Consider the following 24,327-nt stretch of genomic DNA (forward strand, 5'->3'; position numbering starts at 1 on the left):
ATCCGGTCTTTTTTTTGCGTATATGGCATGATCTTACTTTAATTCGATTGCGGCATTAGGTATGATGGAGAGATCATAATGGCTGCTTGTAATAGGAAGGGGAACTGGAATGAAACGGTTGCTGTCACCGCTGAATACGGTCGTACTTACTCAATTTCTGAGCGCATTCGCGGATAATTTGAACTTTTTTCTCATCGTGGGCATGGTCAAGCGACAAGGGGTCGCCAATCCGGATATCGCCGTCAATTACATACAGATTGCGTTCCTCTGCGCTTATGTTATACTGGCTCCGGTCGTTGGCGCATTCGCTGATAAGAAGGCCAAATCGAATGTGCTGCTTCTCGGTAATGTACTGAAAGCAATCGGAATTGGGCTGCTGCTTTTCGGTCTACCGCCTGCACTGTGTTATGTGTTCGTCGGGATTGGGGCTGTTGTCTATTCGCCTGGGAAATATGGCATCCTCACGGAGCTTACCACGAATGAGAGCGAGCTGCTGCGGGCAAATGCCAAAGTCGAGGGCTCCACGATTCTGGCGATTCTGCTCGGGACAGTGGCGGGCGGGTTCCTCGCCCAGAATTCGGATCTGCCGGCTGTACTGACATGTATGGCTGTCTATCTGTTGTCGTTGTTCATGACGCTTATGATCCCGGCCAAAGCAGGAAACAGCTCCTTGCGTTACGGCAAAGAAGCCGTTCAATTTCTGCGCGACTTCTCCTTGTTGTTCCGCAATGCGCGTGCTCGGTTTTCCTTAATCGGCACCGGATCGTTCTGGCTTACGGCAGCAGTGCTCCGCATTGCGCTCATTGCTTGGTTGCCGCTTAATCTTGGAATCGAAGATACCGATCAACAGTCGATGATGATTGGCGTTACGGCGATCGGCGTCGTTTGCAGCGCGTTCCTAACACCTAGACTTGTGCCGGCAGGCAGGCTGCACCGAGCATTCTACTATGGTCTCTTTATGGTCGCTTCCGTTATGGTGGCATCGTTAACTTATGTGCTGTGGATGACGATTCTTCTTCTTTTCTTAATCGGCGTCTTCGGCGGTATCTTCGTTATTCCGCTGAATACGATGCTGCAGGAAGAAGGCAAAGCACTGATTGGATCTGGCAAGACAATTGCGGTGCAGAACTTCGTGGAGAATATTCTTACGGTCAGTGGACTTGTCATTTATTTAACGCTCAGCCAAATGGATGTTTCCGTTAACGGCTCCGTCATCGGGATTGGACTGGTGCTGCTCCTCTTTATTCTTTTCCTCGCAACCCAGCTTGGCGGCATTAAAGAAGGCGGAGAATCAGCTCCGTTAAAGCAACGACATGAGCACTAGGCACACTGCAGGGTCTTTCCTTTCCGTGGATTGGAAGGACCCTGCTTATTTACTGGCGGGAAGTCCTACCCAAGTCGAAGTATATAACTTACTGAAGAAGCACCTGCTTCTAGAGAAGCTTAAACCATACACACCGATCCTTGTAGGAACTGTACCGATCGGAATTAACATTGCATGCAGCGACTTGGACATCATCTGTGAAGTGACTGACTTTGATGCCTTTGAAGCTGCGATGAAGGCGGAGTTCGAGCGGCAGCAATGTACGATCGTTCGAAGAATCGTTGCCGGTCTTGAACGCATCAAGGTGAATTTCACGCTTGAGCATTGGCCGATTGAGATATTTGCGCAATCCATTAGGACTAGCGAACAGAACGGTTACCGGCACATGGTTGTTGAGGCACGGATGCTGGCATTGTTCGGCCATGCTTTTCAATCGGAGATCATACGTCTGAAAGAGAATGGTTTCAAAACAGAGCCGGCTTTCGCGAAGGCGCTCGAGCTTGAAGGAGATCCCTATATGAAGCTGCTGGAGCTTGCTGATTGGACAGACGAGCAGCTGCTTGCGTTAATAGTGGCTGACTAAATAAACAATTATCAAGAATCGTAGAATAGATGTATCTCCATAAGCGAATGTCTGTTAGAATATACGGACTCAACACTTTTGCTAGGAGGCCTTACCTTGTCGTCCGAACCGCTGCTCACCTTTCTGTCACCGCCGCTGCCTTACTTTATTGAATCCAACCGCGGCTCTTATGGGCCGGGCGGCGAACATCCTAACCGTCGGAATATCGGCGTTTTCGACTTGCTGTTTGTGCATAGCGGAACGTTATACATTGGCGAAGAATCGAATTCCTGGGCAATCGGTCCAGGACAAATGTTGATCTTAAGACCGGATTTATGGCATTATCCAACGAAACCATGTACAGAAGAAACCGTGTTTGATTGGGTTCATTTTCAAACTGCAGGTCCTTGGGAAGAGTTAAACGATACGAACTGCGGCACACTTCGCGGCGATTATTATTCCTACGCGATCAGACTGCCGAAGACGATGACGTTCTCCTATCCGGATGAAGCGATTTCGCTCTTCAGCAAGCTGCACGATGCGGCTATGGGTACATCGCATGCGGCGTTCTGGCAGCGACAGCAGTGGTTCCTCCATCTGCTGCAGCTATTCGATGAGGGCTGGCGCAGTGATGCGGCTAAAGCTCCGATTGCCGTAGCCGAAGAGGCAGCTGCCTACTTGAAAATGCATTTCCGCACAACCGTAACAAATGCGAAGCTTGGTGATGTGATGGGATTGCATCCGAACTATATTGCGCGCTGCATGGGCGAAGTATTCGATTGCACGCCGCAGCAGTATCTGCTTTCCTATCGGATGGATCAAGCGAAGCTGATGCTTATGAAGACCAATTGGCCGATTTCCAGAATCGCAGATGAAACCGGGTTTAAGCAAACCCCGCATTTCTCGCGTTCCTTCGCCGAGCATGTCGGGATTACGCCGCTTTCCTATCGGAAGCGCTTTACCGGCAGCAGCAGGGATAAACAAACCATGCTTGATATGCGCAATCATGCGCCTGATCGAGAGTAATAGACATGCGGCAGCCTGCCGGTCCTCGCTTGTTCGAGGGTTGGCAGGTTTTTTGGTTGAAGAGTATCAAGTTGTTTAACTTGTGTTTTGCCTGTTTACGAACCTGATATTTTCAATTAAGATAGCCAAAGACGTTTTAGTATTTGTTGCCGGATGAGGGATGGGAACGCATTGGAGAAAATAGAGAAAGCTCGTTTGAATTATGAACACGCCTTTCAGCAGGCTGCTACGCTGGAAGAGAAAAGTCCCGTGAAATTTCTGATTGCACTTTACCGGGGAAACTTCACCAACCTGCTGCTCTCGTTGTTATTTTACATCGTGAAGAGCTCGCCGATTTTTGTACTGCCGATTGTGACGGCCAACATTATCAACATTGTCAGCCAGCCCAGCGCACATTCGGAACGGGAATTATGGTTAAACTTTGCTGTTATCGTAGTTGTTATTTTGCAAAATATCCCGACGCATACTTGGTATGTCTCGTACATGAGCCGCGCCATCAGACATGTCGAAGCCGGCATACGAAGCGCACTTGTCCGCAAGCTGCAGCAGCTCTCGATTACGTATCATCGCGACCTGCAAGCAGGACGGCTTCAGTCGAAGGTGCTGCGGGACGTTGAGGCGGTCGAGCAGCTTTCCAAGCAAGTGATGCTGACGCTGATGCCTGCTCTCATTAATATTATCGTTTCCATTATCATTACGGTGCGCAACAGCTGGTCAGTATCGCTTTTCTTCGTGATGACGATTCCGGCAGCTATTCTGCTCGTGCGGATATTCCGTAAGAAAATCAGCTCGACCAATAAGGAATTCCGTAAAGAAATCGAGAAGATGTCCTCCAAAATGTCCGAGATGGTCGAGATGATTCCGGTCACGCGAGCACATGGCTTGGAAGAAGTGGAGATCGAGCGCATTGACGGGACGCTGCGCAAGCTGCAAGGGAAGGGGCTAAGGCTGGATATCGCCGAGGCGTATTTTGGTGCTTCCAACTGGGTCACGTTCCAGCTGTTCCAGGTGTTCTGCCTGCTGTTCACGGCTTTCCTTGCTTACAAAGGACAGATCGAAGTTGGCAATATCGTGATGTATCAAGGCTTCTTCAGCATGATCTTAGGCTCGGTATCTGCCTTGATTACGACCTACCCAAATATGGCCAAAGGCTTCGAGTCTATCTATTCCATTACGGAAATTCTCAACTCGCCGGAGATTGAACGTAACGATGGGAAGATCAAACTGCGCGAGATTAGCGGTGAGATTGCTTTTGAAGATATTCAGCTTGTTTATCCGGGCTCTGAGCATCATGTCTTGGAGGAAGTGACGCTGACGGTAAGAGCCGGCGAATGTATCGCCTTTGTCGGGGAGTCCGGGGCGGGGAAGTCGACTATTCTTAATCTCGTCACAGGTTTCCTGCAGCCTACAGGCGGCAAGCTGACGATCGACGGAGTGAACATCGATGATATCGATCTTCGGGAATACCGCAAATTCATTTCGGTTGTCCCGCAAACGAATATTCTGTTCTCCGGTACGATCCGCGACAATATCGTGTACGGTTTGCCGGATATTACAGATGAGCAAATTTATACTGCGATTGAAATGGCGAATTTGTCTGAGATGATCAAGCGATTGCCGAGCGGCATCCATACGAAGGTCGGCGAGCATGGCGGCAAGCTGTCCGGCGGGCAGCGTCAGCGGATTGCGATTGCACGGGCACTTATCCGTAATCCGAAAGTCATTATCTTGGATGAAGCAACGTCAGCGCTCGATAATGCGTCGGAATACCATGTGCAGAAAGCGATGCAGGAGCTGATCAAAGGCAGAACCACGTTCATCGTCGCGCATCGCTTGTCCACGATTCGCGATGCCGATCGCATCGTCGTGATGAAGCAGGGCCGAATTGCGGAGATTGGCACATTCGATGAGTTGATTGCGAGCAAAGGGGAATTTTATCATCTGAAGCAGCTTCAGATTTAAACGAAAAAAGCTGTCCCATACCGCATCCATCAAGATGGAACGCGTTCGGGACAGCTTTTTCAATTGCGTTTATTAAAGCGATAGCTCTAGAATTTGACGCACATCTGATTCGTTCAGCTTCTTGAAGTTGCCAAGCGGGCCGAAGCGCACGGCTTCTTTCGCCATTGTGTCAATATTCTCGCGGCCGATGTTGTAGTAAGCAAGTGTTGCAGGTGCGCCGATCCGTGTGAAGAAGGCGCGAGTTGCTTCAATGCCGGCCAGCGCCAGCTCCTCGTCCGACTTGTTGCCGCGTTCAATTCCCCATACGCGCTGCGCGTATTGCGTGAAACGGTCAATCCGCTCATTATATACATATTTCATCCAGTTCGGGAACACAATCGATAGTCCGGCGCCATGCGGAATGTCGTAGATGGCACTGATTTCATGCTCGATGCCATGGGAAGCCCAGTCGTTCTGCGTACCGACACTAATTAATCCGCCGTTTAGCGCCATGGTTCCGCAGAGCATAAGATTCGCGCGTGCTTCGTAATTCTCAGGGTTCTCCATTGCAATCTCCGCGTTCTCGATAACCGTTAACAGGATGGATTCGCACAGACGTTCTTGCAGCGGAGCATTAGGCGTCAGCGTAAAGTACTGCTCGAACACATGAGACATGATATCGACTGATCCGTTTACGGTTTGGTCACGCGGTACCGAGAACGTAAGCGTCGGGTCCAAAATCGAGAAGCGAGGATAGGCATACATGCTGCCAAATGCGCGTTTCTGCTTCGTCTCCCAGTTCGAAATAACGGCATTTCCGTTCATTTCGGAGCCTGTTGCCGATAAAGTCAAGATCGTGCCGATTGGGAGCGCATCGCGAATAACGGCTTTCTGCATAAAGAAATCCCAAACATCTCCATCATAGAGCGCGCCTGCTGCAATCGCTTTGGCTGCATCGAGTACGCTTCCTCCGCCGACAGCAAGCACGAGGTCTACTTTCTCGCTGCGACACAGCTCGATCCCGCGGTTAACGGAAGTTAGACGAGGGTTCGGCTCGATGCCGGACAGTTCCACGACCTTAGCGTCAATGGACTTCAACTGCGTCATGACTTCATCATATAGGCCGGTTTTCTTGATGCTGCCGGATCCATAAACGAGTAGAATCGTCTTGCCGTACGCTTCCGCCAGCTTGCCCAGTTGACTGACCGTACCGCTGCCGAAGACGATTTTCGTTGGGTTCTGAAAAGTAAATGAATTCATGTCGCACCTCCATAAGTTGGTTACACCATGCTTATCTTATCGATAGTGGAGGAGTGAAGTCAAGGCGAGGGAATGACGACCGGCAAACGGTTCGGCTTGACGCCGCGCGAGTATCGGATGAAGAAATATGGTCCTAATTCTCCCAATATATTAAGATATGAACTGTTCCTATCAGAACAGTTTTTATTTATTTTACGCCATTTTTTGACAAAAATTTTTCTTGACAAATCTAACATCTAGATAACAAAGAGTGAAATAGTGGACGAATCAAAATTTTCTGAAAATAGGATGCCAACTTTAAAAAGAGAGTGTATAATGAAATAAAAATCGCGCCTGCGTTAGTAAACATGACAATACCTTTACAAGTAGCTACACTAGGGGAGGTGCATGCCAATTATGGCTAATGCGGCTGCAATCGGTCTATCTTTGCGCGATATATACCTTTTTAACAAAGGAAATTTGTTTCATAGTTACCGAACTTTTGGTGCGCATCCGATTCGCCTCGGCGACGAAACCGGCGTACGATTCACCGTGTGGGCTCCCAATGCCAAGCATGTCCGAATTGTTGGTTCGTTTAACGATTGGAATGGGTACCAACATGAAATGGAGTTATTTGGCGAAACCGGCGTTTGGAGCTTATTTGTACCAAGTATTGGGCCGGGAACGGTATATAAGTATGAAATTCAAACCCTTGACGACGCTCTGCTGCTAAAGTCGGATCCTTATGCGTTTCAATCCGAGCTGCGGCCAAGCACGGCATCCGTTGTTGCTGAAGTATTCCATTTTAACTGGAATGATGGAGACTGGCATCAGCGTAAGCTAGAAGACAGTCCATATCACGAAGCAATGCTCACGTATGAAGTCCACCTTGGTTCATGGCGCAATTGGGGCAAGGAGCTGTTCTGGACCTACGAAGAGATGGCTGGTGCGCTCGTCGATTATGTCGTTGATATGGGTTATACCCATATCGAGCTGCTCCCCATTACGGAGCATCCGCTCGATCAATCTTGGGGGTATCAAGCGACCGGTTATTATGCGCCAACAAGCAGGTATGGGACGCCAGAGCAGCTTATGCATCTTATTGATCGCTGCCATCAGCGCGGCATCGGAGTCATCTTAGACTGGGTTCCCGGTCATTTCTGCAAGGATGATCATGGATTGCGGCAGTTTGACGGGACACCGATCTTCGAAGGAAAGAACTGGAAGCTGGCGGAGAAACCGCTGTGGGGAACACTGGCTTTCGACTTTAGCTGCACGGAAGTGCAAAGTTTTCTCATTTCTAATGCGATCTATTGGATGGACGTATTCCATATCGACGGTCTGCGAGTGGATGCCGTTGCCAGTATGATCGATCTTCATTTTGACAAACCTCCTGAGCTTTACACCTATAACGCATTTGGCGGCACGGAGAATACCGATGCCATCCGTTTTCTGAAACGATTGAACGAAACCGTTTTTCAGTATTTTCCGGATGCCTTAATGATTGCCGAGGACTCTTCTTCTTGGCCAGCCGTTACTTCACCAACTTACATGGGCGGCCTTGGCTTCAATTTCAAATGGAACATGGGTTGGATGAATGACATGCTGCGCTACATGGCGCTTGATCCGAATGATCGCATGCGACACCATAACCTCATCACCTTCTCTCTCGTATATGCATTCTCTGAAAATTTCGTATTGCCGCTTTCACACGACGAGGTCGTGCACGGAAAACATTCGCTCCTGAACAAAATGTCCGGCACCTATGAGCAGAAATTCGCACAGCTCCGCTTATTCTACGGCTATTGGATGACGCATCCGGGCAAGAAGCTGCTCTTTATGGGCGGTGAGTGGGGACAGTTCGACGAATGGAAAGATGCTGAGGCACTTGATTGGCAGCTTCTTGAATATCGTGCTCACGGGAGCATGCACCATTATGTTAAATCCCTTAATCATATATATGGCGAGCAGCCATCGCTTTGGGAGCGGGATTGCGATCCCGGCGGATTTGAATGGATTGACGTCCACAACGCCGCGCAGAGCGTCATCGTCTTCATGCGCCGCGGACATGCGAGTGGCGAGTTCATGATTGTTGTCTGTAATTTCTCCTATCATCACTACTCCGACTATCGAATCGGCGTACCTGAATCCGGTGAATACCGGATCGTTTTACACAGTGAGGCGGCAGCCTTCGGCGGTGTCTTAACGGACATTCCGGAAGTTCTATATAGCAAACCGGCACCATGGCATGGAAGGCCTTGCAACATTTCGCTTGAACTTCCACCGCTATCGATTCAATTGCTGGTACTTGCCAAGGGGTCACTTGACCGCATTGATCGCTAAACCACGCATCACTGATTGACAGCAATCATTACACCTACTGCAGCAAGCCGTTGCAGTAAAGAAGGAGAGTGTGTCCATGGGCAGAAAACGTATGGTGGCCATGCTTCTTGCCGGAGGAGAAGGAAAAAGACTCGGCGTGCTAACGAAAGATGTAGCAAAGCCAGCGGTCCATTTTGGCGGGAAGTACCGAATTATCGATTTTACTTTAAGCAACTGTGCACATTCGGGCATCGACACAATCGGCGTTCTGACGCAATATCAGCCGCTGGTCCTGAACACCTATCTCGGAATCGGCAGTCCATGGGGACTAGACCGACGCGACGGCGGAATGGCAATACTTCCTCCTTATGTCAAGCAAAAAGGCGGTATGTGGTATAAAGGCACCGCGAATGCAATCTATCAAAATATGGGGTTCATCGATCGGTACGACCCCGACTATGTATTAGTGATCTCAGGCGATCATATTTATAAGATGGATTACGAGCTCATGCTGCGAGAGCATGAGGAGCGTGGTGCCGATGTTACGATCGCGTGTATCGAAGTAGGCTGGAAGGAAGCAAGCCGCTTCGGCATTATGCATGTTGACGATGAAGGTGCCATCACTTCGTTTGAAGAGAAACCGAAAGTGCCTACCAGCAATTTGGCATCGATGGGTGTTTATATTTTCTCCTGGCCGGTCTTGCAGCAGTATTTGGTTCGCGATGAAGCGAATCGGTTGTCCGGCAATGACTTCGGCAAAGACATCATTCCGGCTATGCTGCAGGACGGCGTGAAGCTTCAGTCCTACACATTCAACGGATACTGGAAAGATGTCGGTACGCTTGAGAGTTTATGGGAAGCCAATATGGATCTGCTCTCGGAGAAACCGGCGCTTGATCTGAACGACCGCGACTGGCGGATATATTCCGTTAACCCGAATCGACCGGCTCATTATTCTGCGGCTACCGCAGACATCGTAGACTCTCTCATTACGGAGGGCTGCTTGATAGAGGGGCTTGTTCATCGATCGGTACTGTTCCATGGGGTCCAGTCCGGCCTTGACAGTCAAGTGCGCGAATCGGTCATTATGCCGAACGTAAAGATCGGCAAAGGGGCTCGTATCTATCGTGCCATTATTGGCGAAGGAGCCATCATCGGCGACGGGGTCGTGATCGGAAGTCCGGATTCAAGCTCAGTTACGGTTATTGGAAGTGATGAACTCGTTACGGCTACTCATTCGTTGCAGGAGGTAGAGCAGTCATGAACTCCAACATACTAGGTGTCATAAATCTTATCCACGAATCAGATGAACTAGAGTCCTTGACGGCAAGCCGCTGCTTGGCTACTGTTCCGTTCGGAGCGCGCTTCCGGCTTATCGATTTCACACTTTCAAGCATGGTGAATTCAGGGATTACGAAGGTTGGCGTGTTCGCGCAAACCAAATATCGTTCCCTTATCGACCATTTGGGTTCCGGCAAGCATTGGGATCTACATCATCGTCAGAGCGGGTTGTTCATCATGCCACCGGTAACGGATGACGTAAACGAAGTGCGTCGCGGCGATTTGTATCACTTCTATCAGCACCGTGATTACTTTACGCGCTCGTCGCAAGAGTACGTGCTGGTAACACGCAGTCATATGGTCTGCAACGTGGATTATGACGCCATGCTGTCTTCGCATAAAGCTAGCGGCGCGGACATTACGGTCGTTACGAAAGAGCAGACGGAGCTGTTTGGCGGTAAAGCGCGCAAACTGCAAACGGACGAGAAAGGACGCGTCACGGCGATGCAGGATCATTACGGCCGGCTGGAAAGCGATCTGATCTCGATGGAGATGTACTTGATGCGCAAGGAGCTGCTGCTTGAGCTTGTGGATACTTCGCTTGCGCAAGGACAGGATCATCTTGTCCGCCACGCGATTATGTCGCGAGTAAACGATCTCCACATTCAAAGCTACGCGTATGATGGTTATCTTGGCGTCGTAAATACATTGAACAGCTATTACAAAAACAACATGCAGCTTCTTCGTCCTGAGGTGTGGAAGAGCCTGTTCTATGAGCCGGGCCCGATCTACACCAAAGTCAAAGATGAGCCGCCGGCCCGTTATGCAGAAGGGGCGAAGACGTCGAATTCCCTCGTTGCAAACGGATGTATCATCGAAGGAACGGTAATCAACAGCATATTGTTCCGAGGCGTCCATGTACGCAAAGGTGCCGTTGTGCGCAACAGCATCATTATGCAGAACGGTATTATCGGAGAGCATAGCTTCGTGGATCATGTCATCCTCGACAAGGATGTCACCGTGGAACGCAGCCGTGAGCTGCGCGGTGCCGAAGTGTCGCCATTCCTGGCAGTTAAGCGGAAAGTCATCTAAATCCTATTGTTGTCGGCATTCGTTGCAAATCTAGAGAGATAGAAAGTTGAGTAGAGGTGAAACCATACAATGAATGTATTATTCGCTGCTTCTGAAGCGGTGCCGCTCGTGAAGACGGGCGGCCTCGCTGATGTAGCCGGCGCATTGCCGAAAGCACTGCGTTCTAAAGTCGGCGCCGATGTGCGCGTCATTCTGCCCAAGTACGATACGATTCCGGCTGCAATGGCGGAACAGTTCGAGACCATTGCCACCTTTAACGTGCGGCTGGGCTGGCGGGACCAGTACTGCGGCCTGCTCAAGGCCGAAATCGACGGCATTGTCTACTATTTGATCGATAACGAATTTTATTTCAAGCGCGGCGTGCTGTATGGATATGGCGATGATGCGGAGCGGTTCGTATTTTTCTGCTTTGCCGTGATGGAGTCGCTGTATCATATGGACTTCCGGCCTGATATTATTCATTGCCATGATTGGCAAACCGGACTCATTCCGTTCCTGCTCAAAACCAGATACAAACACGACCCGGCATGCCGGGACATCGCTTCTGTGTACACCATCCATAATTTGAGATATCAAGGGGTATTCGGGCGAGAGCTGCTGAAGGATCTGCTTGGTTCCGGGGATGAATTGTTTGGTTCGGAAGGCATTGATTTCTATGGTGCCGGCAACTGCATGATGGGTGGCTTGCGGTATGCGGACAAGCTGACGACGGTAAGCCCTACTTACGCGGAGGAAATCAAGACGGAAGCGTATGGAGAGAAGCTGGAAGGGCTGCTGCGTTACCGCTCAGAGGATTTGGTCGGAATCGTGAACGGCATCGATACGGAACTGTTTGATCCGATGAATGATCCGGCTGTGGATGTTCCTTATCGAGGATCATTACCTCGCAAACGGAAGAACAAGCTTGCGCTTCAGCGTGAGCTGGGCCTGACGGAATCGGAGTCAACGCCGTTAATCGGTATCGTATCCAGACTGGTCGATCAGAAAGGCTTTGATTTAATTGAAGCGGTACTGGAGCAGATCCTGAAGGAAGATGTTCAGTTGGTCGTGCTAGGTTCCGGTGATTGGAACTTCGAGCAAATGTTTCGCCGTGCAGAGCTGAAGAAGCCCGGGCAGGTTACGACTTGGTTTGGGTTTAACGACGGTCTGGCTCGCAGAATCTATGCCGGCAGCGATATGTACTTGATGCCTTCGCAGTTCGAGCCTTGTGGACTTAGCCAGCTTCTGGCGCTGCGTTACCGGTCTGTTCCGATTGTCCGTGAGACTGGCGGTTTGAAGGATACTGTTCAGGCGTTTAACGAGTTTACAAGCGAAGGAAACGGCTTTAGCTTTACTAACTATAACGCGCATGATCTTCTCTTTACGATACGCAGAGCGCTCGAGTTCTATCAAGATGAAGAAGTGTGGCAGCGAATCGTGGCCAATGGTGCCAAAGATGATATCAGCTGGACGCGTTCAGCGAAAGCCTATATGTCGTTATATAGTGCGATTGCGCCTAATCGAAAGGAGAGTCACCAATGGCCCGTCATCTCGTAATTGGCAATGGTAAAATACTGATTAATTTGGACCGAAACAACTACATCCGAGACATCTACTATCCTTTCGTCGGTCAACTGAATCATGTGGGCGGCCAATATTGTCGATTTGGGATATGGGCAGGGGGACAGTTTTCCTGGCTGGAAGATCCGGAATGGAAGTTTGAGCTGTCTTACGTCGAGGACTCACTTGTAACAAATGTCATCGCGCGTAACGAACGTCTCGCTGTGGAGCTGCATATGAATGACGGCATTCATCAGCGGGAATGCATCTACATCAAACGCGTAGTCGTGCGCAATCTAGGTGCAGATCCGCGTGAATTCCGGTTGTTCTTCCATCATGATCTCATGATTGACGGTTCGGAGGTAGGAGACACGGCAGCCTATTATCCGGAGAACCATACGCTTTATCACTATAAACGCTCCTCGTATTTCATGTTCAACGGCTTCTCGGATGAAGGCGGCATCATGCAATATACGACGGGGATTAAACGATTCCAATCCGCAGAAGGAACCTGGCGGGACGCTGAGGACGGAACGCTGATGGGCAACTCTATCGCGCAAGGTTCTGTTGACAGTACGATCAGCTTCCGTACGGTTGTGCCTGCAGGCGGAGAGAAGACAGTCTATTACTGGATGTCGATCGGCAAGAATTTAGAAGAAGTCAAATCTCTTAATCAATATGTTCAAGAGAGCCACCCGGAGAAATTGTTGAGCCGAATCGTGATTTATTGGAAGCATTGGCTCCACCGCGCGGAGAATAATCTGGGTGATCTGAATGAGGAAGCGGCGAACATGTTTCGCTTAAGCTTGCTGCTCGTTCGGACGCAAACCGATGAACGGGGAGCAATCGTAGCAGCGAATGACACGGATATTCTGCAATATAATCGTGACCACTATAGCTATATGTGGCCGCGTGACGGAGCATTGATTGCCGATGCGATGTCTGCTGCAGGATTCCAAAGCGTAATCGCGCCGTTCTTCCAGTTCTGCGCGCAGACGCTCTCACCGGATGGATACTTGTTTCACAAATACAATCCTGATGGAACGGTAGGCTCCAGCTGGCATCCGTATATCGTGCAGGGAAGCCGGCGCTTGCCGATTCAAGAGGACGAAACAGCGTTAGTGCTGTTTGCCCTGTGGAGGGATTACACGCGGCATCAAGTCATCGAGCTGCCCCAGTCGCTTTATAACAATTTGATTCGCAAAGGCGCAGCCTTCTTGAGTCAATATATGGAGCATAGCCTGTCACTTCCGAAGCCTAGCTATGATCTGTGGGAAGAACGTTACGGCATATGGACCTATACCGTTGCTTCCGTTTACGGCGGATTAATGGCGGCGGCCTTCTTTACAGAGCTGTTCGGGGATTACGAACGCAGCGATCATCTTCGCAATACGGCGCAATCCATCAAACACGGGATGATTACCCATCTCTGGGATGAAGAATCTGGCAGATTCGCGCGCGGCTTAATCCAGAAGGATAACCGCTGGGTGAAGGATATGACTTTGGAGAGCAGCTTATTCGGTATCTGGGAATTCGGTGTGCTGCCTGTCGAGGACGAACGCGTAATTAAGACAATGAATGCGATTCGTGATGGACTGACGATCCGTACAAGTGTCGGCGGCGTTGCGCGTTACACGAACGACTATTACTTCCAGCAGTCTGGAGATATCGAGAATGTGCCGGGTAATCCATGGATCATATGCACGCTGTGGATTGCGAACTTCGAGATCGAATCGGCGAAGCAATTAAGCGACCTGGTCCGTCCTCGCGAAACGCTCAACTGGGTAGTCGAACACGCACTATCAAGCGGTGTCCTGCCGGAGCAATTGCATCCGCTTGACGGCAGCCCGCTCTCCGTAGCGCCGCTCACATGGTCTCATGCGACTTATGTGCAGTCGGTTACGCGGTATGCAGAGAAATATGCGGAGCTCTCCGCCAAAGTATAGAACAAATGAAAACAGCAGCTATTACGGCTCATCCGCCGTAATAGCTGCTGTTTCTGATTTCTTACGGATAGGGACTTGAATCTCAAACATGACCTCGCTTGGATTATCGGTAATCGTAATGTCGACTTGCATGATTTGCAGTGCATCGCCTGTTATTTCGTATCCATCCTCTTCAAGCTTGCGGCACAGTGTATCGAGACTTTCGCTGCGATTCCACAGTTCCCCGTAATACCGAATACAAGCGAACGAACCGGCGGGGATGATAATCAAATTCTCCTTCGGAACAGAAGCAGCTCGCTTAGCCACTACGAAGATCGTAGACGGAGACTCGAATCGACGAGCCCCCAAGTCTACCTGTGACAGCAGGACGCCAAGCCTGTTGCTGGCAAGCAACGGAGCCGTTTCCGTGAGTCTGTTCTCCAATCCCAGCACGCCATAACACAGCTCCAGGTTGCTGTTTATCTTCTGATGCAGCGTAAATAGCTTCCGGCGCTCCAGTTGACGTATTGTAACGGCTGGGCTGCCTACCTCGGCAATAACTTCCCTTAGAAAAGCCAGCTTATCTCGGATATTCTCCTCGAGCGCCGTCATTTCTTTCAGCTTATGGACGAGCTCTTCGTGTTTGGCTGCTAAGATATCGGTTGAATTCTTTATATTGCGCTCATTGAAATACTGTTTCACTTCGTTCGTGTTCATTCCAAGCTGACGCAGCTCTTTAATCGTACCAAGAACCTCGTATTGAAAAATCGAATAGTACCTGTAGCCGGTATGGGGATCGACATGCTGAGGCTTAAACAGATCGATTCTGTCGTAATGACGCAGCGTCTCGGCAGAAATTCCGCGCAGCTGCGCCATTTCGCTAATAGATAGCCGTTCTTTCATGGGAAAAACACCTCTCTCACACGATCATGTTATAAAATATAACATTGCGATTGACTTTTGTGTAGCACAAAGGTTTACAATCGCTTTAAGTTAATCGAGTGGAGGGAACAAACCATGAAGAAGCGTGTATTATCGATCATTACGACATGCATGATGGCAGGTTTGCTGCTGAGCAGCTGCGCGAGCAGTAACGGCAGCGGCACGGAGAAATCCAGTGATCCGCTCAAAATCGGCCTGAATCCGTTCCCGACCTATTTTCTCTGGTATGTGGCGCAGGAGAAGGGGTTTTTCGAGAAGCGCGATGTGAATGTGGAGCTCGAATGGTTCCCTAGCTACAGCGACGGTTTGTCGGCACTGAATTCCGGCAATGTAGATGCGAACAGCCAAACCCTCAGTGACACGCTGCCACCGGTTGGCAAAGGCATTAAACTGCAAATTCCGATTATTATTGATTACTCCGACGGTGCAGATGGTTTTGTGGTCGACCCCTCGGTTAAGAGCTTTGAGGATTTGAAAGGGAAGCGAATTGCAACAGAGCTGGGCACGGTGGATCAATTCTTCATGTTGACCGTCCTCAAACAGCACGGTTTATCAGAAAAGGATATTAACTACTTCAATATGGCGATTGCGGACGCTGGCTCATCCTTCCTAGCAGGCAAAATCGACGCCGCTGTCATCTGGGAGCCATTCCTGAGCGAAACGTTAAGCTCGGGAAAGGGGAAGCTGCTCTTTTCTTCGAAAGAGACACCGGGACTCCTGATGGACACCATCGCTTTCCGCGAAAGCATCATCAAGGATCGCCCAGAGGACGTTAAGAACGTCATGGCGGCTTGGTTCGACGCCGTAAGCTTCCTCAAGGACAGTCCGGATGAGGCAATTGCCATTATGGCGAAACATGCAGAGATTACGCCGGAGGAATTTAAGATCTCCCTAGAAGGTGTGAAAGTATATGATTTGAACGATAATGTAGCCGCTCAGAAGGAAGCAGAAGCCTACACCTCCGTGAAATATAACGGCGAGCAGGTCGGTGCCTTTCTGAAGGATCTGAAATTTATCGATGAGTTACCAGATATGAGCAAGCTGTACAATCCAACATTTATCAATCAACTGGCAGACGAGAAATAGGGAGGACTAATAAATGAATATTCTAGTAACCGGCGGTATGGGTTTCTTGGGCTCCAATCTGGTTCCGATGCTGAGAGAGCGCGGCTACCGCGTCGTCAGCTACGATCGCAGAGTGAAGGATAACGGGGGAGATGAATCCCTCACCTATGTACAAGGCGATTTGCTGGATTTGCCTCTTATTCTGGAGACGATCCGCACGTATAAGATCGATCGCATCATTCATACGGCTGCCATCTCCCATCCCGTGACTGCCATCGATATTCCGTATCAGACGGTAATGACCAATGCGGTTGGCACGACGAATATTTTCGAAGCGGCCAGACTGTCCGGCATCAAACGAGTGGTTAACCTGAGCTCCGAATACGCCTACGGCAACAATGCTGAGCTAGGCACAGTGACGGAGGATGTACCGCTTCATCCGAGCGGCGTATACGGTGCTACGAAGGTGTTCACGGAGAAGTTGGCCTACGGCTATCGCAATCTGTATGGCTTAGAAATCCCGTCGTTGCGGCCGGGTTGGCTCTATGGGCCAGGACAGTTTATGCAGTGCTACATGAAGGATCTAATCGTGAATGCCATTAAGGGAGTGCCGACCTACCTGAAAGAAGGCCGCGACTACGGCTTCCAGTATGTGCACGTGAAAGATGTGGCGCAGGCATGCATCTGTGCTATGGAAGCGAAGGACATGAAGAGCTATGTATACAGCATAACGGCTGGCTATAAAACAACGTTCGGCGAGCTGATCGCCTTCGTGAAGGAGCTGTACCCGGACGCCGTGATCGAAGTCGGGGAAGGCCGATTCTCGGAGCTGGATCATTATGGCACCTTCGATATTACGAAAGCGCGCGAAGAAATCGGCTACGAGCCATCGCGGCCATTCTATGATAGTGTGCGCGAATATGCGAGCTGGCTGACGTTTAATCCTTACTAACCAAATTAGAAGAGCGAGGTGCAAGACGATGAAAACAGAGACGAAGGGTGCACCAGCATACAGCCATGCCAAATCGCTGCTCCGCGAAATGAGAGAGAGCTTGAAGGAAGGCATAATCCCAGTAGGTATCTTCAATGACCGCGAGCTGTATGAGCTTGAAATGGAGAAAATTTTTACGAAAAAATGGATCTATGTGGGCCATGAATCGGAAATTCCATCCGCAGGCGATTATGTGCTTCGTTATATCGGCGAAGATCCGTTCATCGTGAACCGTGACGAGTCCGGAGAAATTCGTGTCATGTTGGATGCCTGCGTTCATCGCGGCGTTCGAGTATGCCGGGCGGAGAAAGGGAACGCATCGCATTTTCGCTGTCCCTACCATGGATTTATTTATAAAAACAACGGTAACCTCATCGGAATGCCAGCGCAGCAGCATGCCTACAACGGGCTGAACAAGAAGGATTGGGGCATGCTTGCGGCGCGCTGCGATACGATTCACGGATTGATTTTCGCGTGTCTGGATAAGGAGACGCCGCCGCTTGAGGAATATCTTGCGGACAGCAAGTACTACCTGGATCTGCTGTTCGGGTTGCAGGATGAGGGACTCGAAGTCATTGGCGAACCTCAGCGCTGGATCGTGAATGCGAATTGGAAGGTTGCGGCGGAAAACTTCAGCGGCGACGCGTATCACCTGATCTTCCTGCACCATTCCGCGTATGAAGTGGGTTCATCGCCATTCTCCATGCTGGCGAATATGAACGGCGAGCAGATTCTTGCCGGGAACGGACATTGCGTCGACATTTCGCTCGATAAAACCGAACAGGTCATTGAGATGCCTTACTGGAATTTCCCGCAGGAAATCGTCGATACCTTCCGCTTGGATCGGCTGGAGCCGAAAGGACTTGAGATCGTTCGAGACTCCAAGGAAATGCTCGGTAATATATTTCCAAACAGCTCATTCCTGCTTATGACCGTCACGCCGGAGCGGAATTTGCCCCCTGTGCCGTTCATCAGTATGCGACAGTGGCGTCCGAAGGGCCCGGACCAAATCGAAATTTGGAACTGGTTCCTCATGTTTAAGAATACGCCGCAAGCGTTCAAAGAAGCTTCTTATCGTGCTGGTTCAGCGACATTCAGCTTGGCGGGGATTTTCGAGATGGATGATTCGATGACATGGGAGACGATTACGCAGACGGCAGGCAATCGGTTTGCGAAGAATAATTTGAAGCTCAATTTCCAAATGGGGATGAACGGGATGGGCAAGGCGAAACGAGACGAGGAATGGCCACTCCCGGGCGTCGCCTACTATCCGCGATATGGGGAAGGCAATCAGCGTTATTTCTATGAATCGTACGTGAATACGATGCTTGACGATGAAGATGAAATCTAGCATTAGGGGGAAGGAATGGGCTGTTATGGGGGAAGAAACCGTGATTGTTGAGCGTGGAACCGAGCAGTTGCTGAAGGAGGGAGAGCGTTTCCTGATACACGAGGCAGAGCTGCTGGACAACGGAAACTATGCAGATTGGATGACCCTGCTGACAAGTGATATCCGCTATCAAATTCCGATCAGGCTAACGCGGGAACGTCATGCGCCAAGCCCGTTCAGCGATCAAGCCTTTCATATGAACGAGAATCTGGCATCGATCCAAATGCGTGTGGAGCGGACATTCTCTGACTACAACTGGGCAGAGGATCCGCCGTCTCGGACCAGACATTTTCTGTCGAATTTCCGGTTGGCAGATGTTCGAGAGAGCAGTGAAGGTGCGCTGGAGATGGTCGTCATCAGCAATTTGCTGTTGTTCCGAAGTCGCTTTGACAGCCCGGCATACGATTTAGTGTCAGGTGAGCGTGAAGACACGATTCGGGCTTGCGGCAGCGCAGGGGAGTGGAAGCTGGCGAAACGGTTCGTGCGGCTGGATCATACTACGATGGGAATAAGCAGCTTAGGTATTTTCTTATAGAAGGGGGCGGCAGGATGTCGGCAGAACAAGAGATTCGGATTGCCAATGAGTTTGCCAGCGTGACGGTTCGTAAGATTAGAACGCGCAACGGAGAGCGGCTGGAGATCATATCCAATGGGCTCGGCCTGCAGGTAAGTCTGGATCCATTGTCGCTGGAGAGCTTGACTTGGCAGCATGCGGATATGTATTCTTCATTGCTTCAAACGCCGCTTGAACCGTATCCGTTTAACGCTGAAGTTCCAACGTCTGAAAAATGCGACGGCGAGGAGGAGAGTGAGTCATGTTAACCTATCAATCGGATGGCATTTCTGTTTTTCAAAGTGAGCTCTATCAGACCAACTGCTTTGTCATCGAGACGAAGGATCTAGTCTTGATCGTAGATCCGAATTATTTGCCATCGGAGCTGGCGACCATTCGGAAGCATGTGGATGCAATGAAAGGTAATCGCCCGTTGTATGTGTTCTTTACCCACTCCGATTTTGACCATATCGTCGGTTATGGTTCCTTCACAGATTGCAGCGTTATTGCGGGAACGGCATTCGCTAATCACCCGGACAAAGTGGAGCGGGTATCGGTTGTCGAGCGCTTGGACGATGAATTCTATATCAGCCGTCCATACAGCATTGCATTTCCGCATGTAGATCATGTCATCGAGCAAGATGGCGAACAGCTGGTTATCGGCGAAACCGTTCTGACCTTCCGAACGGCATACGGACATAACGGAGATGGATTGATGTGCCTTGTGGAACCAAACGGGGCACTCATTACGGGTGATTATGTGTCGGACATCGAATTTCCCTTTGTGTTTGACACCTTCGCCACATACCGGAGCACGCTGGAGAAGATTGCAGCTTATGCATGGTCAGTTCCCGGTCTGCTGTTGCTCCCCAGTCATGGCAGTGTGACGGCAGATCAAGATGAAATCTTGCATCGGGCCGAAGTTTCGGAACAATATCTGAGTCTTTGTGAAGAGCAGCTTGAGCTGGGAGAAGGAACGAGCCGATTCGAGACCTTTATGGATCTGCAAGACTATCGGTTCAAAATCGGATTCCGGAAGCGTCATGAAGCGAATATGGAACTGCTTATGAACGAGCAGAGCTTATCGCATAATCTGAAATAATCAGAAAATTATGCGAATGCCTCTTGAACTTTGTTCGGATGGACTCTATAATATGGAACACAGCAACATAGCAGGCGAAGACCAAAGACAGGATTCCCATACGTCAGGCTGCACAGAGAGAGGAGCGATTGCTGCAAGCTCCTTCAGCCCTGAGATGCGGAGTTACCCCTTTGCAGCCGTAACATTGAACCCGTCGATTCTGTGTCGCGGTTGTAAATGGCACCGATTAATCCCCGTTACCGGATGCTAAGAAGGACCCCGCGACTGATCGCGATCGGCTGGGTCGAATTAGGGTGGAACCACGAGTCTGAACGCACTCGTCCCTTGGGACATGTGCGTTTTTTTGCGTTCAATTTATCGAATGGAGGAAGACTCGTGGAAAATGGGATTAAGGTAAAGCTGCCAGACGGTGGTGTAAGGAGCTTTGAAGCAGGGGTTTCGGTAGTTGAAGTGGCACTGGCAATCAGCTCCGCGCTCGGGAAGAATGCGGTGGCAGGCAAGGTAAATGGCAGGGAGGTCGATTTAAGTTATCGGCTGGATGCGGATAGTGAGGTAGAGATCGTTACACTCGATGGTGATGCGGGAGTGGCCATTCTGCGTCACAGCACTGCACATCTGATGGCGCAAGCGATTAAGCGGATTTATGGTAATGAGGCGGTGAAGCTCGGAGTTGGCCCAGTGATCGAAGATGGGTTTTATTACGATGTCGCGATTGAGCGTCCACTCACACCTGCTGATTTGCTTGCCATCGAGAAAGAAATGGAGCGTATCGTACAGCAGAATCTACCGATCGTACGGAGAGTGGTTAGTCGTGCGGATGCGCTGGTATGGTTTGATTCGCAAGGAGAGTCATTGAAAGTGGAATTGATTCGTGGCTTACCGGACTCGGCTGAGATCTCGATCTATGAGCAAGGCGAGTTCTCGGATCTATGCCGCGGACCTCATCTGCCATTCACTGGCCGGATTAAGGCGTTTAAGCTGTTGTCGGTCGCAGGAGCATACTGGCGGGGAGATGCCGAGAATGCCGTGTTACAACGGATTTACGGCACTGCGTTTCCGAAGAAAGCGCAGCTTGACGAGCATCTGAGTATGCTTGAGGAAGCGAAGAAACGGGATCATCGAAAGTTAGGCAAAGAGCTTGGGCTGTTCATGTTCTCGGAAGAAGCGCCAGGCATGCCGTTCTATCTGCCTAAAGGAATGACAATTCGAAATGAGCTGGAGCAGTTCTCCAGGCAGCTGCAGCAGGAGCGCGATTATGACGAGGTGCGGACACCGCTTATGCTCAACCAGCGGCTATGGGAGCAATCGGGGCATTGGGACCATTACAAAGACAATATGTATTTCACTAAAGTCGATGAGACTGCCTTTGCGCTCAAGCCTATGAATTGCCCTGGTCATATGTTGATTTACAAAAACAGCCTGCACTCGTACCGCGAGCTGCCGATTCGGATCTCCGAATTCGGTCAAGTGCATCGCCATGAGTACTCCGGCGCGTTGAACGGCATGATGCGTGTACGGACTTTCTGCCAGGATGACGCCCATCTCTTCGTGAGGCCGGATCAAATCGAAGCCGAGATTGGCCGCGTTATATCGCTTATTGACGACATTTACGCCGTGTTCGGTTTCGAATATCGAATTGAGCTCTCCACTCGGCCGGAGGATTCAATGGGGGAACCGGAGCTGTGGGATCAAGCGGAAGCCGCGCTTGCGCAGGTGCTGGACAATCGCGGAATTGCATATCGCGTGAATGAAGGCGACGGCGCATTCTATGGGCCCAAGATTGATTTCCATATTCTCGATGCGCTGAAGAGAAGCTGGCAGTGCGCGACAATACAGCTTGATTTTCAAATGCCGGAGAAATTCGATCTGTCGTATATCGGGGAGGATGGTCAGAAGCATCGCCCGATCGTCATCCACAGAGCTGTCTATGGATCGATTGACCGGTTCATCGGCATCTTGACTGAGCATTATGCCGGAGCGTTCCCGATTTGGCTGGCGCCGATTCAGGTGAAGGTGATCCCGGTCTCAGGAGCTGATCAAGACTACGCGTATGAGTTGAAACGGAAGCTTGAACAATCCGGTATGCGTGTTGAAGTGGATTATCGCAGCGAGAAGCTGGGCTATAAGATTCGCGAGGCGCAGCTTGAGAAAGTACCGTATATGCTGATTCTTGGTGAAACGGAGCGCCATTCGAATACAGCAGCAGTAAGGCAGCGGGGGCATGGCGACATCGGCTCCATGCGAATAGAAGCCTTGATTGAGCGGTTGTGCGAGGAGATTGCTGCGAAGAAGTAACGCTGATGCAAACTGGCGTTGACAGTGCTTTGTCGTAAGCCTTGAGCCTTACGGAAAATTTAGCTTGACGGAGGATATGCGGGAGGCTAGTCTATTGCTGAACACCAAAGATTGGAAGGTCTCGGCTTATCTCGTGAATGGGGGTATTACGCTGTGAGTTCAATTGATGATGTACAGGAAATCTCGCTTCCCGAGCGGCATTATGTAGGAACGGCGATTACGTCTGTTTTTGCCAATCACGATCCCAAGCGGGTTGAACAGCACTTAAAGTCGTTTATTGCCCGCAGGTTCGAAATCAAGAATCTTGTGGACGCCGGCTCTTATGTTTGTCCATCGTTCGTTTGCGATCAGCTGTTCACATATTTATCCTGCATGGAGGTTCGTTCGCTGCCTGAAGTTCCTGAAGGGATGATCGGGTTTACGATTCCACCCCAGCGTTATGTGTTGGTCCGTGCCTTACAAGGTGATCCTTATGAGCTTCTTCATGCCTATATCAAGGCACAAGGCTTAAGCAACAATAAGCGGGGGATGGCAATGGAGGTTTATCAGATCCATAAGCCGCTATGGCCTTCAGAGGTGGATGTGTACGTACCATTGCTATAGCAAGTTAGGACCTGGCATGGCTGAAACGCACGGATAGCAAAAACCGGTCTTGCCCGAAGGCAAGACCGGTTTTTGGTTATTGGGAGATCGAGATCATAAAAAGCCGCCGCGAAGAACGATTACGAGCAAAATATAAAGTACAAGAATTACGCCTGCACTAGTCCAAAGGCCTGGTCCGCCACCGCAACCGACTCCTGCGCCGCCTACACCTTGCATATATCCCACTGTACATACCTCCTGAGTGGTTAATTTGTGATGTTTCATATCACATTTGTAATATATGCCTTGGAGACGGAATCGATTGGACGTTTGTACGGGGTGCATTCGTAATTACGCATTCGCCCAATGGGGAAAGCAGCGGTTGCGCAGGGTGAACAGCCTTCTACGACAGCAGCCTACCCAACATTAGCAAGGAGAAGCGGGAATAGTGCTGCCCGTTGGCATGGAACGGGCATATTGGCGGATATGTTTGACTCTGGATTCCGCGCGCATCTTCAAACCGTTGCCGATTAGCACGTTTGCCGCGCTGCTGACGGCGATGACTTCGATACAGCCGACGCTGATGGCAGGCTGCAGGTTGGTAGTCCGAATGAACGTAGGTACGTCATCGGACGCGGTTCCAAGCGGGTCCCAGCTCGGTGTCTTACGATCGAATATGGAATACGATTCGAAATAAACTTTGCCTGATTCGGCATGATCAGCCGCTCGTTGTACAGCCAGAGCACGAAGCGAAGCGTTTACTTCTGCTCGATCACCGATTTGCACGACTGATGCATTGCCTACGTTCGTTAAGTACAGTCCGCCTACCTCGGAAACCCGTACAGGGTAGTCCGACATTTCTTCGCTGTAAGCCGTAAGAACGGGGTTGCTTCTCATAATCCCATCTCTTCCAGCTTTTCGATCGTTTCTTTCTTGAACACGTCTGCTTCGCCTTCTGCGCGGCTTGCACCTTGCGGTTCGTCTAGCGGTGCAATCGGGCCGACGATAACCGACTCCGGCGGTGTATCGAACATGGAGATGAGCGTAATCTCCTCGGTATCGCCGATTTGAAGTATCGAGGCGCTCGCTACACCGGTTAATTGGATACTGCCGACAGCGAGCACATGGTTCACTACATGCATCTGCATTTGCATAG

The 24,327-nt window shown here is 50.3% G+C and carries 22 protein-coding genes; 17 read left to right on the forward strand and 5 right to left on the reverse strand.

Features of this window, described 5'->3' with window-relative positions; all coding sequences use genetic code 11:
* Window positions 1-109: 109 nt before the first annotated feature.
* From lplT to AC0YNS_RS07635, 4 genes are all read left to right on the forward strand, one after another.
* Window positions 110-1,324, forward strand: a complete 1,215-nt coding sequence (lplT, locus tag AC0YNS_RS07620; protein WP_475780412.1) for a lysophospholipid transporter LplT — start codon at window positions 110-112, stop codon at window positions 1,322-1,324.
* 25 nt (window positions 1,325-1,349) lie between these two features.
* The gene (locus AC0YNS_RS07625) at window positions 1,350-1,907 is read left to right on the forward strand and encodes a DUF4269 domain-containing protein (protein ID WP_475780413.1); all 558 of its coding nucleotides are present in this window, start codon (window positions 1,350-1,352) and stop codon (window positions 1,905-1,907) included.
* Window positions 1,908-2,003: 96 nt separating this feature from the next.
* Window positions 2,004-2,912, forward strand: coding sequence for a helix-turn-helix transcriptional regulator (locus AC0YNS_RS07630; protein WP_475780414.1), 909 nt, complete (start codon window positions 2,004-2,006; stop codon window positions 2,910-2,912).
* 171 nt (window positions 2,913-3,083) lie between these two features.
* The gene (locus tag AC0YNS_RS07635; protein ID WP_475780415.1) at window positions 3,084-4,874 is read left to right on the forward strand and encodes an ABC transporter ATP-binding protein; all 1,791 of its coding nucleotides are present in this window, start codon (window positions 3,084-3,086) and stop codon (window positions 4,872-4,874) included.
* Window positions 4,875-4,946: 72 nt separating this feature from the next.
* Here the strand turns inward: AC0YNS_RS07635 and AC0YNS_RS07640 are convergent, their stop codons facing one another.
* Complete coding sequence (locus AC0YNS_RS07640; RefSeq protein ID WP_475780416.1) at window positions 4,947-6,113, reverse strand: iron-containing alcohol dehydrogenase; 1,167 nt, start codon at window positions 6,111-6,113, stop codon at window positions 4,947-4,949.
* Between the two features lie 396 nt (window positions 6,114-6,509).
* Between AC0YNS_RS07640 and glgB the strand changes: the two genes are divergently transcribed.
* The 5 genes from glgB (at window position 6,510) to AC0YNS_RS07665 (ending at window position 14,272) form a co-directional block, all read left to right on the forward strand.
* Window positions 6,510-8,435 carry a 1,4-alpha-glucan branching protein GlgB gene (gene glgB, locus AC0YNS_RS07645; protein WP_475780417.1) on the forward strand — a complete coding sequence of 642 codons (1,926 nt, stop codon included), beginning with the start codon at window positions 6,510-6,512 and terminating at the stop codon, window positions 8,433-8,435.
* A 76-nt stretch (window positions 8,436-8,511) separates the two neighbouring features.
* Entirely contained in the window at window positions 8,512-9,678 is a 1,167-nt protein-coding gene (locus AC0YNS_RS07650; protein WP_475780418.1) for a glucose-1-phosphate adenylyltransferase, read from the forward strand.
* Window positions 9,675-10,787: a glucose-1-phosphate adenylyltransferase subunit GlgD gene (gene glgD / locus AC0YNS_RS07655; RefSeq protein WP_475780419.1), complete on the forward strand. Its 1,113-nt coding sequence runs from the start codon at window positions 9,675-9,677 to the stop codon at window positions 10,785-10,787. Before AC0YNS_RS07650 ends, glgD begins: the two co-directional genes overlap by 4 nt.
* Before the next feature lie 69 nt (window positions 10,788-10,856).
* The gene (glgA, locus tag AC0YNS_RS07660) at window positions 10,857-12,323 is read left to right on the forward strand and encodes a glycogen synthase GlgA (RefSeq protein ID WP_475780420.1); all 1,467 of its coding nucleotides are present in this window, start codon (window positions 10,857-10,859) and stop codon (window positions 12,321-12,323) included.
* Complete coding sequence (locus tag AC0YNS_RS07665) at window positions 12,305-14,272, forward strand: glycoside hydrolase family 15 protein (protein WP_475780421.1); 1,968 nt, start codon at window positions 12,305-12,307, stop codon at window positions 14,270-14,272. The genes glgA and AC0YNS_RS07665 overlap by 19 nt, the downstream gene beginning before the upstream one ends.
* Window positions 14,273-14,293: 21 nt before the next feature.
* Here the strand turns inward: AC0YNS_RS07665 and AC0YNS_RS07670 are convergent, their stop codons facing one another.
* Window positions 14,294-15,154 (reverse strand): MerR family transcriptional regulator, encoded by an 861-nt coding sequence (locus tag AC0YNS_RS07670; protein WP_475780422.1) that lies wholly within the window; start codon window positions 15,152-15,154, stop codon window positions 14,294-14,296.
* 114 nt (window positions 15,155-15,268) lie between these two features.
* Between AC0YNS_RS07670 and AC0YNS_RS07675 the strand changes: the two genes are divergently transcribed.
* The 8 genes from AC0YNS_RS07675 to AC0YNS_RS07710 all read left to right on the forward strand — a co-directional run bounded on the left by AC0YNS_RS07675 (window position 15,269) and on the right by AC0YNS_RS07710 (window position 23,192).
* Window positions 15,269-16,279 carry an ABC transporter substrate-binding protein gene (locus AC0YNS_RS07675; RefSeq protein ID WP_475780423.1) on the forward strand — a complete coding sequence of 337 codons (1,011 nt, stop codon included), beginning with the start codon at window positions 15,269-15,271 and terminating at the stop codon, window positions 16,277-16,279.
* 13 nt (window positions 16,280-16,292) lie between these two features.
* Window positions 16,293-17,210, forward strand: coding sequence for an NAD-dependent epimerase/dehydratase family protein (locus AC0YNS_RS07680; protein WP_475780424.1), 918 nt, complete (start codon window positions 16,293-16,295; stop codon window positions 17,208-17,210).
* Between the two features lie 28 nt (window positions 17,211-17,238).
* The gene (locus tag AC0YNS_RS07685) at window positions 17,239-18,600 is read left to right on the forward strand and encodes an aromatic ring-hydroxylating oxygenase subunit alpha (protein WP_475780425.1); all 1,362 of its coding nucleotides are present in this window, start codon (window positions 17,239-17,241) and stop codon (window positions 18,598-18,600) included.
* Window positions 18,584-19,174, forward strand: a complete 591-nt coding sequence (locus tag AC0YNS_RS07690) for an aromatic-ring-hydroxylating dioxygenase subunit beta (protein WP_475780426.1) — start codon at window positions 18,584-18,586, stop codon at window positions 19,172-19,174. Before AC0YNS_RS07685 ends, AC0YNS_RS07690 begins: the two co-directional genes overlap by 17 nt.
* 14 nt (window positions 19,175-19,188) lie before the next feature.
* The gene (locus AC0YNS_RS07695; protein WP_475780427.1) at window positions 19,189-19,461 is read left to right on the forward strand and encodes a dihydrodiol dehydrogenase; all 273 of its coding nucleotides are present in this window, start codon (window positions 19,189-19,191) and stop codon (window positions 19,459-19,461) included.
* Window positions 19,455-20,294, forward strand: a complete 840-nt coding sequence (locus AC0YNS_RS07700; RefSeq protein ID WP_475780428.1) for an MBL fold metallo-hydrolase — start codon at window positions 19,455-19,457, stop codon at window positions 20,292-20,294. The genes AC0YNS_RS07695 and AC0YNS_RS07700 overlap by 7 nt, the downstream gene beginning before the upstream one ends.
* A gap of 375 nt (window positions 20,295-20,669) precedes the next feature.
* A complete protein-coding gene (thrS, locus tag AC0YNS_RS07705) occupies window positions 20,670-22,589 on the forward strand; it encodes a threonine--tRNA ligase (protein ID WP_475780429.1) in 1,920 nt (639 codons plus the stop codon).
* A gap of 153 nt (window positions 22,590-22,742) precedes the next feature.
* On the forward strand, window positions 22,743-23,192 hold the full coding sequence (locus tag AC0YNS_RS07710) for a GyrI-like domain-containing protein (protein WP_475780430.1): 450 nt from the start codon (window positions 22,743-22,745) through the stop codon (window positions 23,190-23,192).
* A 93-nt stretch (window positions 23,193-23,285) separates the two neighbouring features.
* On the opposite strand, the gene AC0YNS_RS07715 is transcribed toward AC0YNS_RS07710, so the two are convergent.
* From AC0YNS_RS07715 to AC0YNS_RS07725, 3 genes are all read right to left on the reverse strand, one after another.
* Window positions 23,286-23,417, reverse strand: coding sequence for a YjcZ family sporulation protein (locus tag AC0YNS_RS07715; protein WP_218147095.1), 132 nt, complete (start codon window positions 23,415-23,417; stop codon window positions 23,286-23,288).
* Between the two features lie 180 nt (window positions 23,418-23,597).
* Entirely contained in the window at window positions 23,598-24,068 is a 471-nt protein-coding gene (locus AC0YNS_RS07720; RefSeq protein WP_475780431.1) for a spore germination protein GerPE, read from the reverse strand.
* The gene (locus tag AC0YNS_RS07725) at window positions 24,065-24,325 is read right to left on the reverse strand and encodes a hypothetical protein (RefSeq protein WP_475780432.1); all 261 of its coding nucleotides are present in this window, start codon (window positions 24,323-24,325) and stop codon (window positions 24,065-24,067) included. The genes AC0YNS_RS07720 and AC0YNS_RS07725 overlap by 4 nt, the downstream gene beginning before the upstream one ends.
* Window positions 24,326-24,327: the final 2 nt, after the last annotated feature.

Source organism: Paenibacillus sp. J22FR21 (assembly GCF_056269135.1).

Bases quoted from the DNA above. Each gene is read 5' to 3' on its own strand.
- lplT (WP_475780412.1), top strand. From the start codon at position 110: ATGAAACGGTTGCTGTCACCGCTGAATACGGTCGTACTTACTCAATTT.
- AC0YNS_RS07640 (WP_475780416.1), bottom strand. From the start codon at position 6,113: ATGAATTCATTTACTTTTCAGAACCCAACGAAAATCGTCTTCGGCAGC.
- glgB (WP_475780417.1), top strand. From the start codon at position 6,510: ATGGCTAATGCGGCTGCAATCGGTCTATCTTTGCGCGATATATACCTT.
- AC0YNS_RS07650 (WP_475780418.1), top strand. From the start codon at position 8,512: ATGGGCAGAAAACGTATGGTGGCCATGCTTCTTGCCGGAGGAGAAGGA.
- glgD (WP_475780419.1), top strand. From the start codon at position 9,675: ATGAACTCCAACATACTAGGTGTCATAAATCTTATCCACGAATCAGAT.
- glgA (WP_475780420.1), top strand. From the start codon at position 10,857: ATGAATGTATTATTCGCTGCTTCTGAAGCGGTGCCGCTCGTGAAGACG.
- AC0YNS_RS07665 (WP_475780421.1), top strand. From the start codon at position 12,305: ATGGCCCGTCATCTCGTAATTGGCAATGGTAAAATACTGATTAATTTG.
- AC0YNS_RS07670 (WP_475780422.1), bottom strand. From the start codon at position 15,154: ATGAAAGAACGGCTATCTATTAGCGAAATGGCGCAGCTGCGCGGAATT.
- AC0YNS_RS07675 (WP_475780423.1), top strand. From the start codon at position 15,269: ATGAAGAAGCGTGTATTATCGATCATTACGACATGCATGATGGCAGGT.
- AC0YNS_RS07680 (WP_475780424.1), top strand. From the start codon at position 16,293: ATGAATATTCTAGTAACCGGCGGTATGGGTTTCTTGGGCTCCAATCTG.
- AC0YNS_RS07685 (WP_475780425.1), top strand. From the start codon at position 17,239: ATGAAAACAGAGACGAAGGGTGCACCAGCATACAGCCATGCCAAATCG.
- AC0YNS_RS07690 (WP_475780426.1), top strand. From the start codon at position 18,584: ATGAAGATGAAATCTAGCATTAGGGGGAAGGAATGGGCTGTTATGGGG.
- AC0YNS_RS07695 (WP_475780427.1), top strand. From the start codon at position 19,189: ATGTCGGCAGAACAAGAGATTCGGATTGCCAATGAGTTTGCCAGCGTG.
- AC0YNS_RS07700 (WP_475780428.1), top strand. From the start codon at position 19,455: ATGTTAACCTATCAATCGGATGGCATTTCTGTTTTTCAAAGTGAGCTC.
- AC0YNS_RS07720 (WP_475780431.1), bottom strand. From the start codon at position 24,068: ATGAGAAGCAACCCCGTTCTTACGGCTTACAGCGAAGAAATGTCGGAC.
- AC0YNS_RS07725 (WP_475780432.1), bottom strand. From the start codon at position 24,325: ATGCAAATGCAGATGCATGTAGTGAACCATGTGCTCGCTGTCGGCAGT.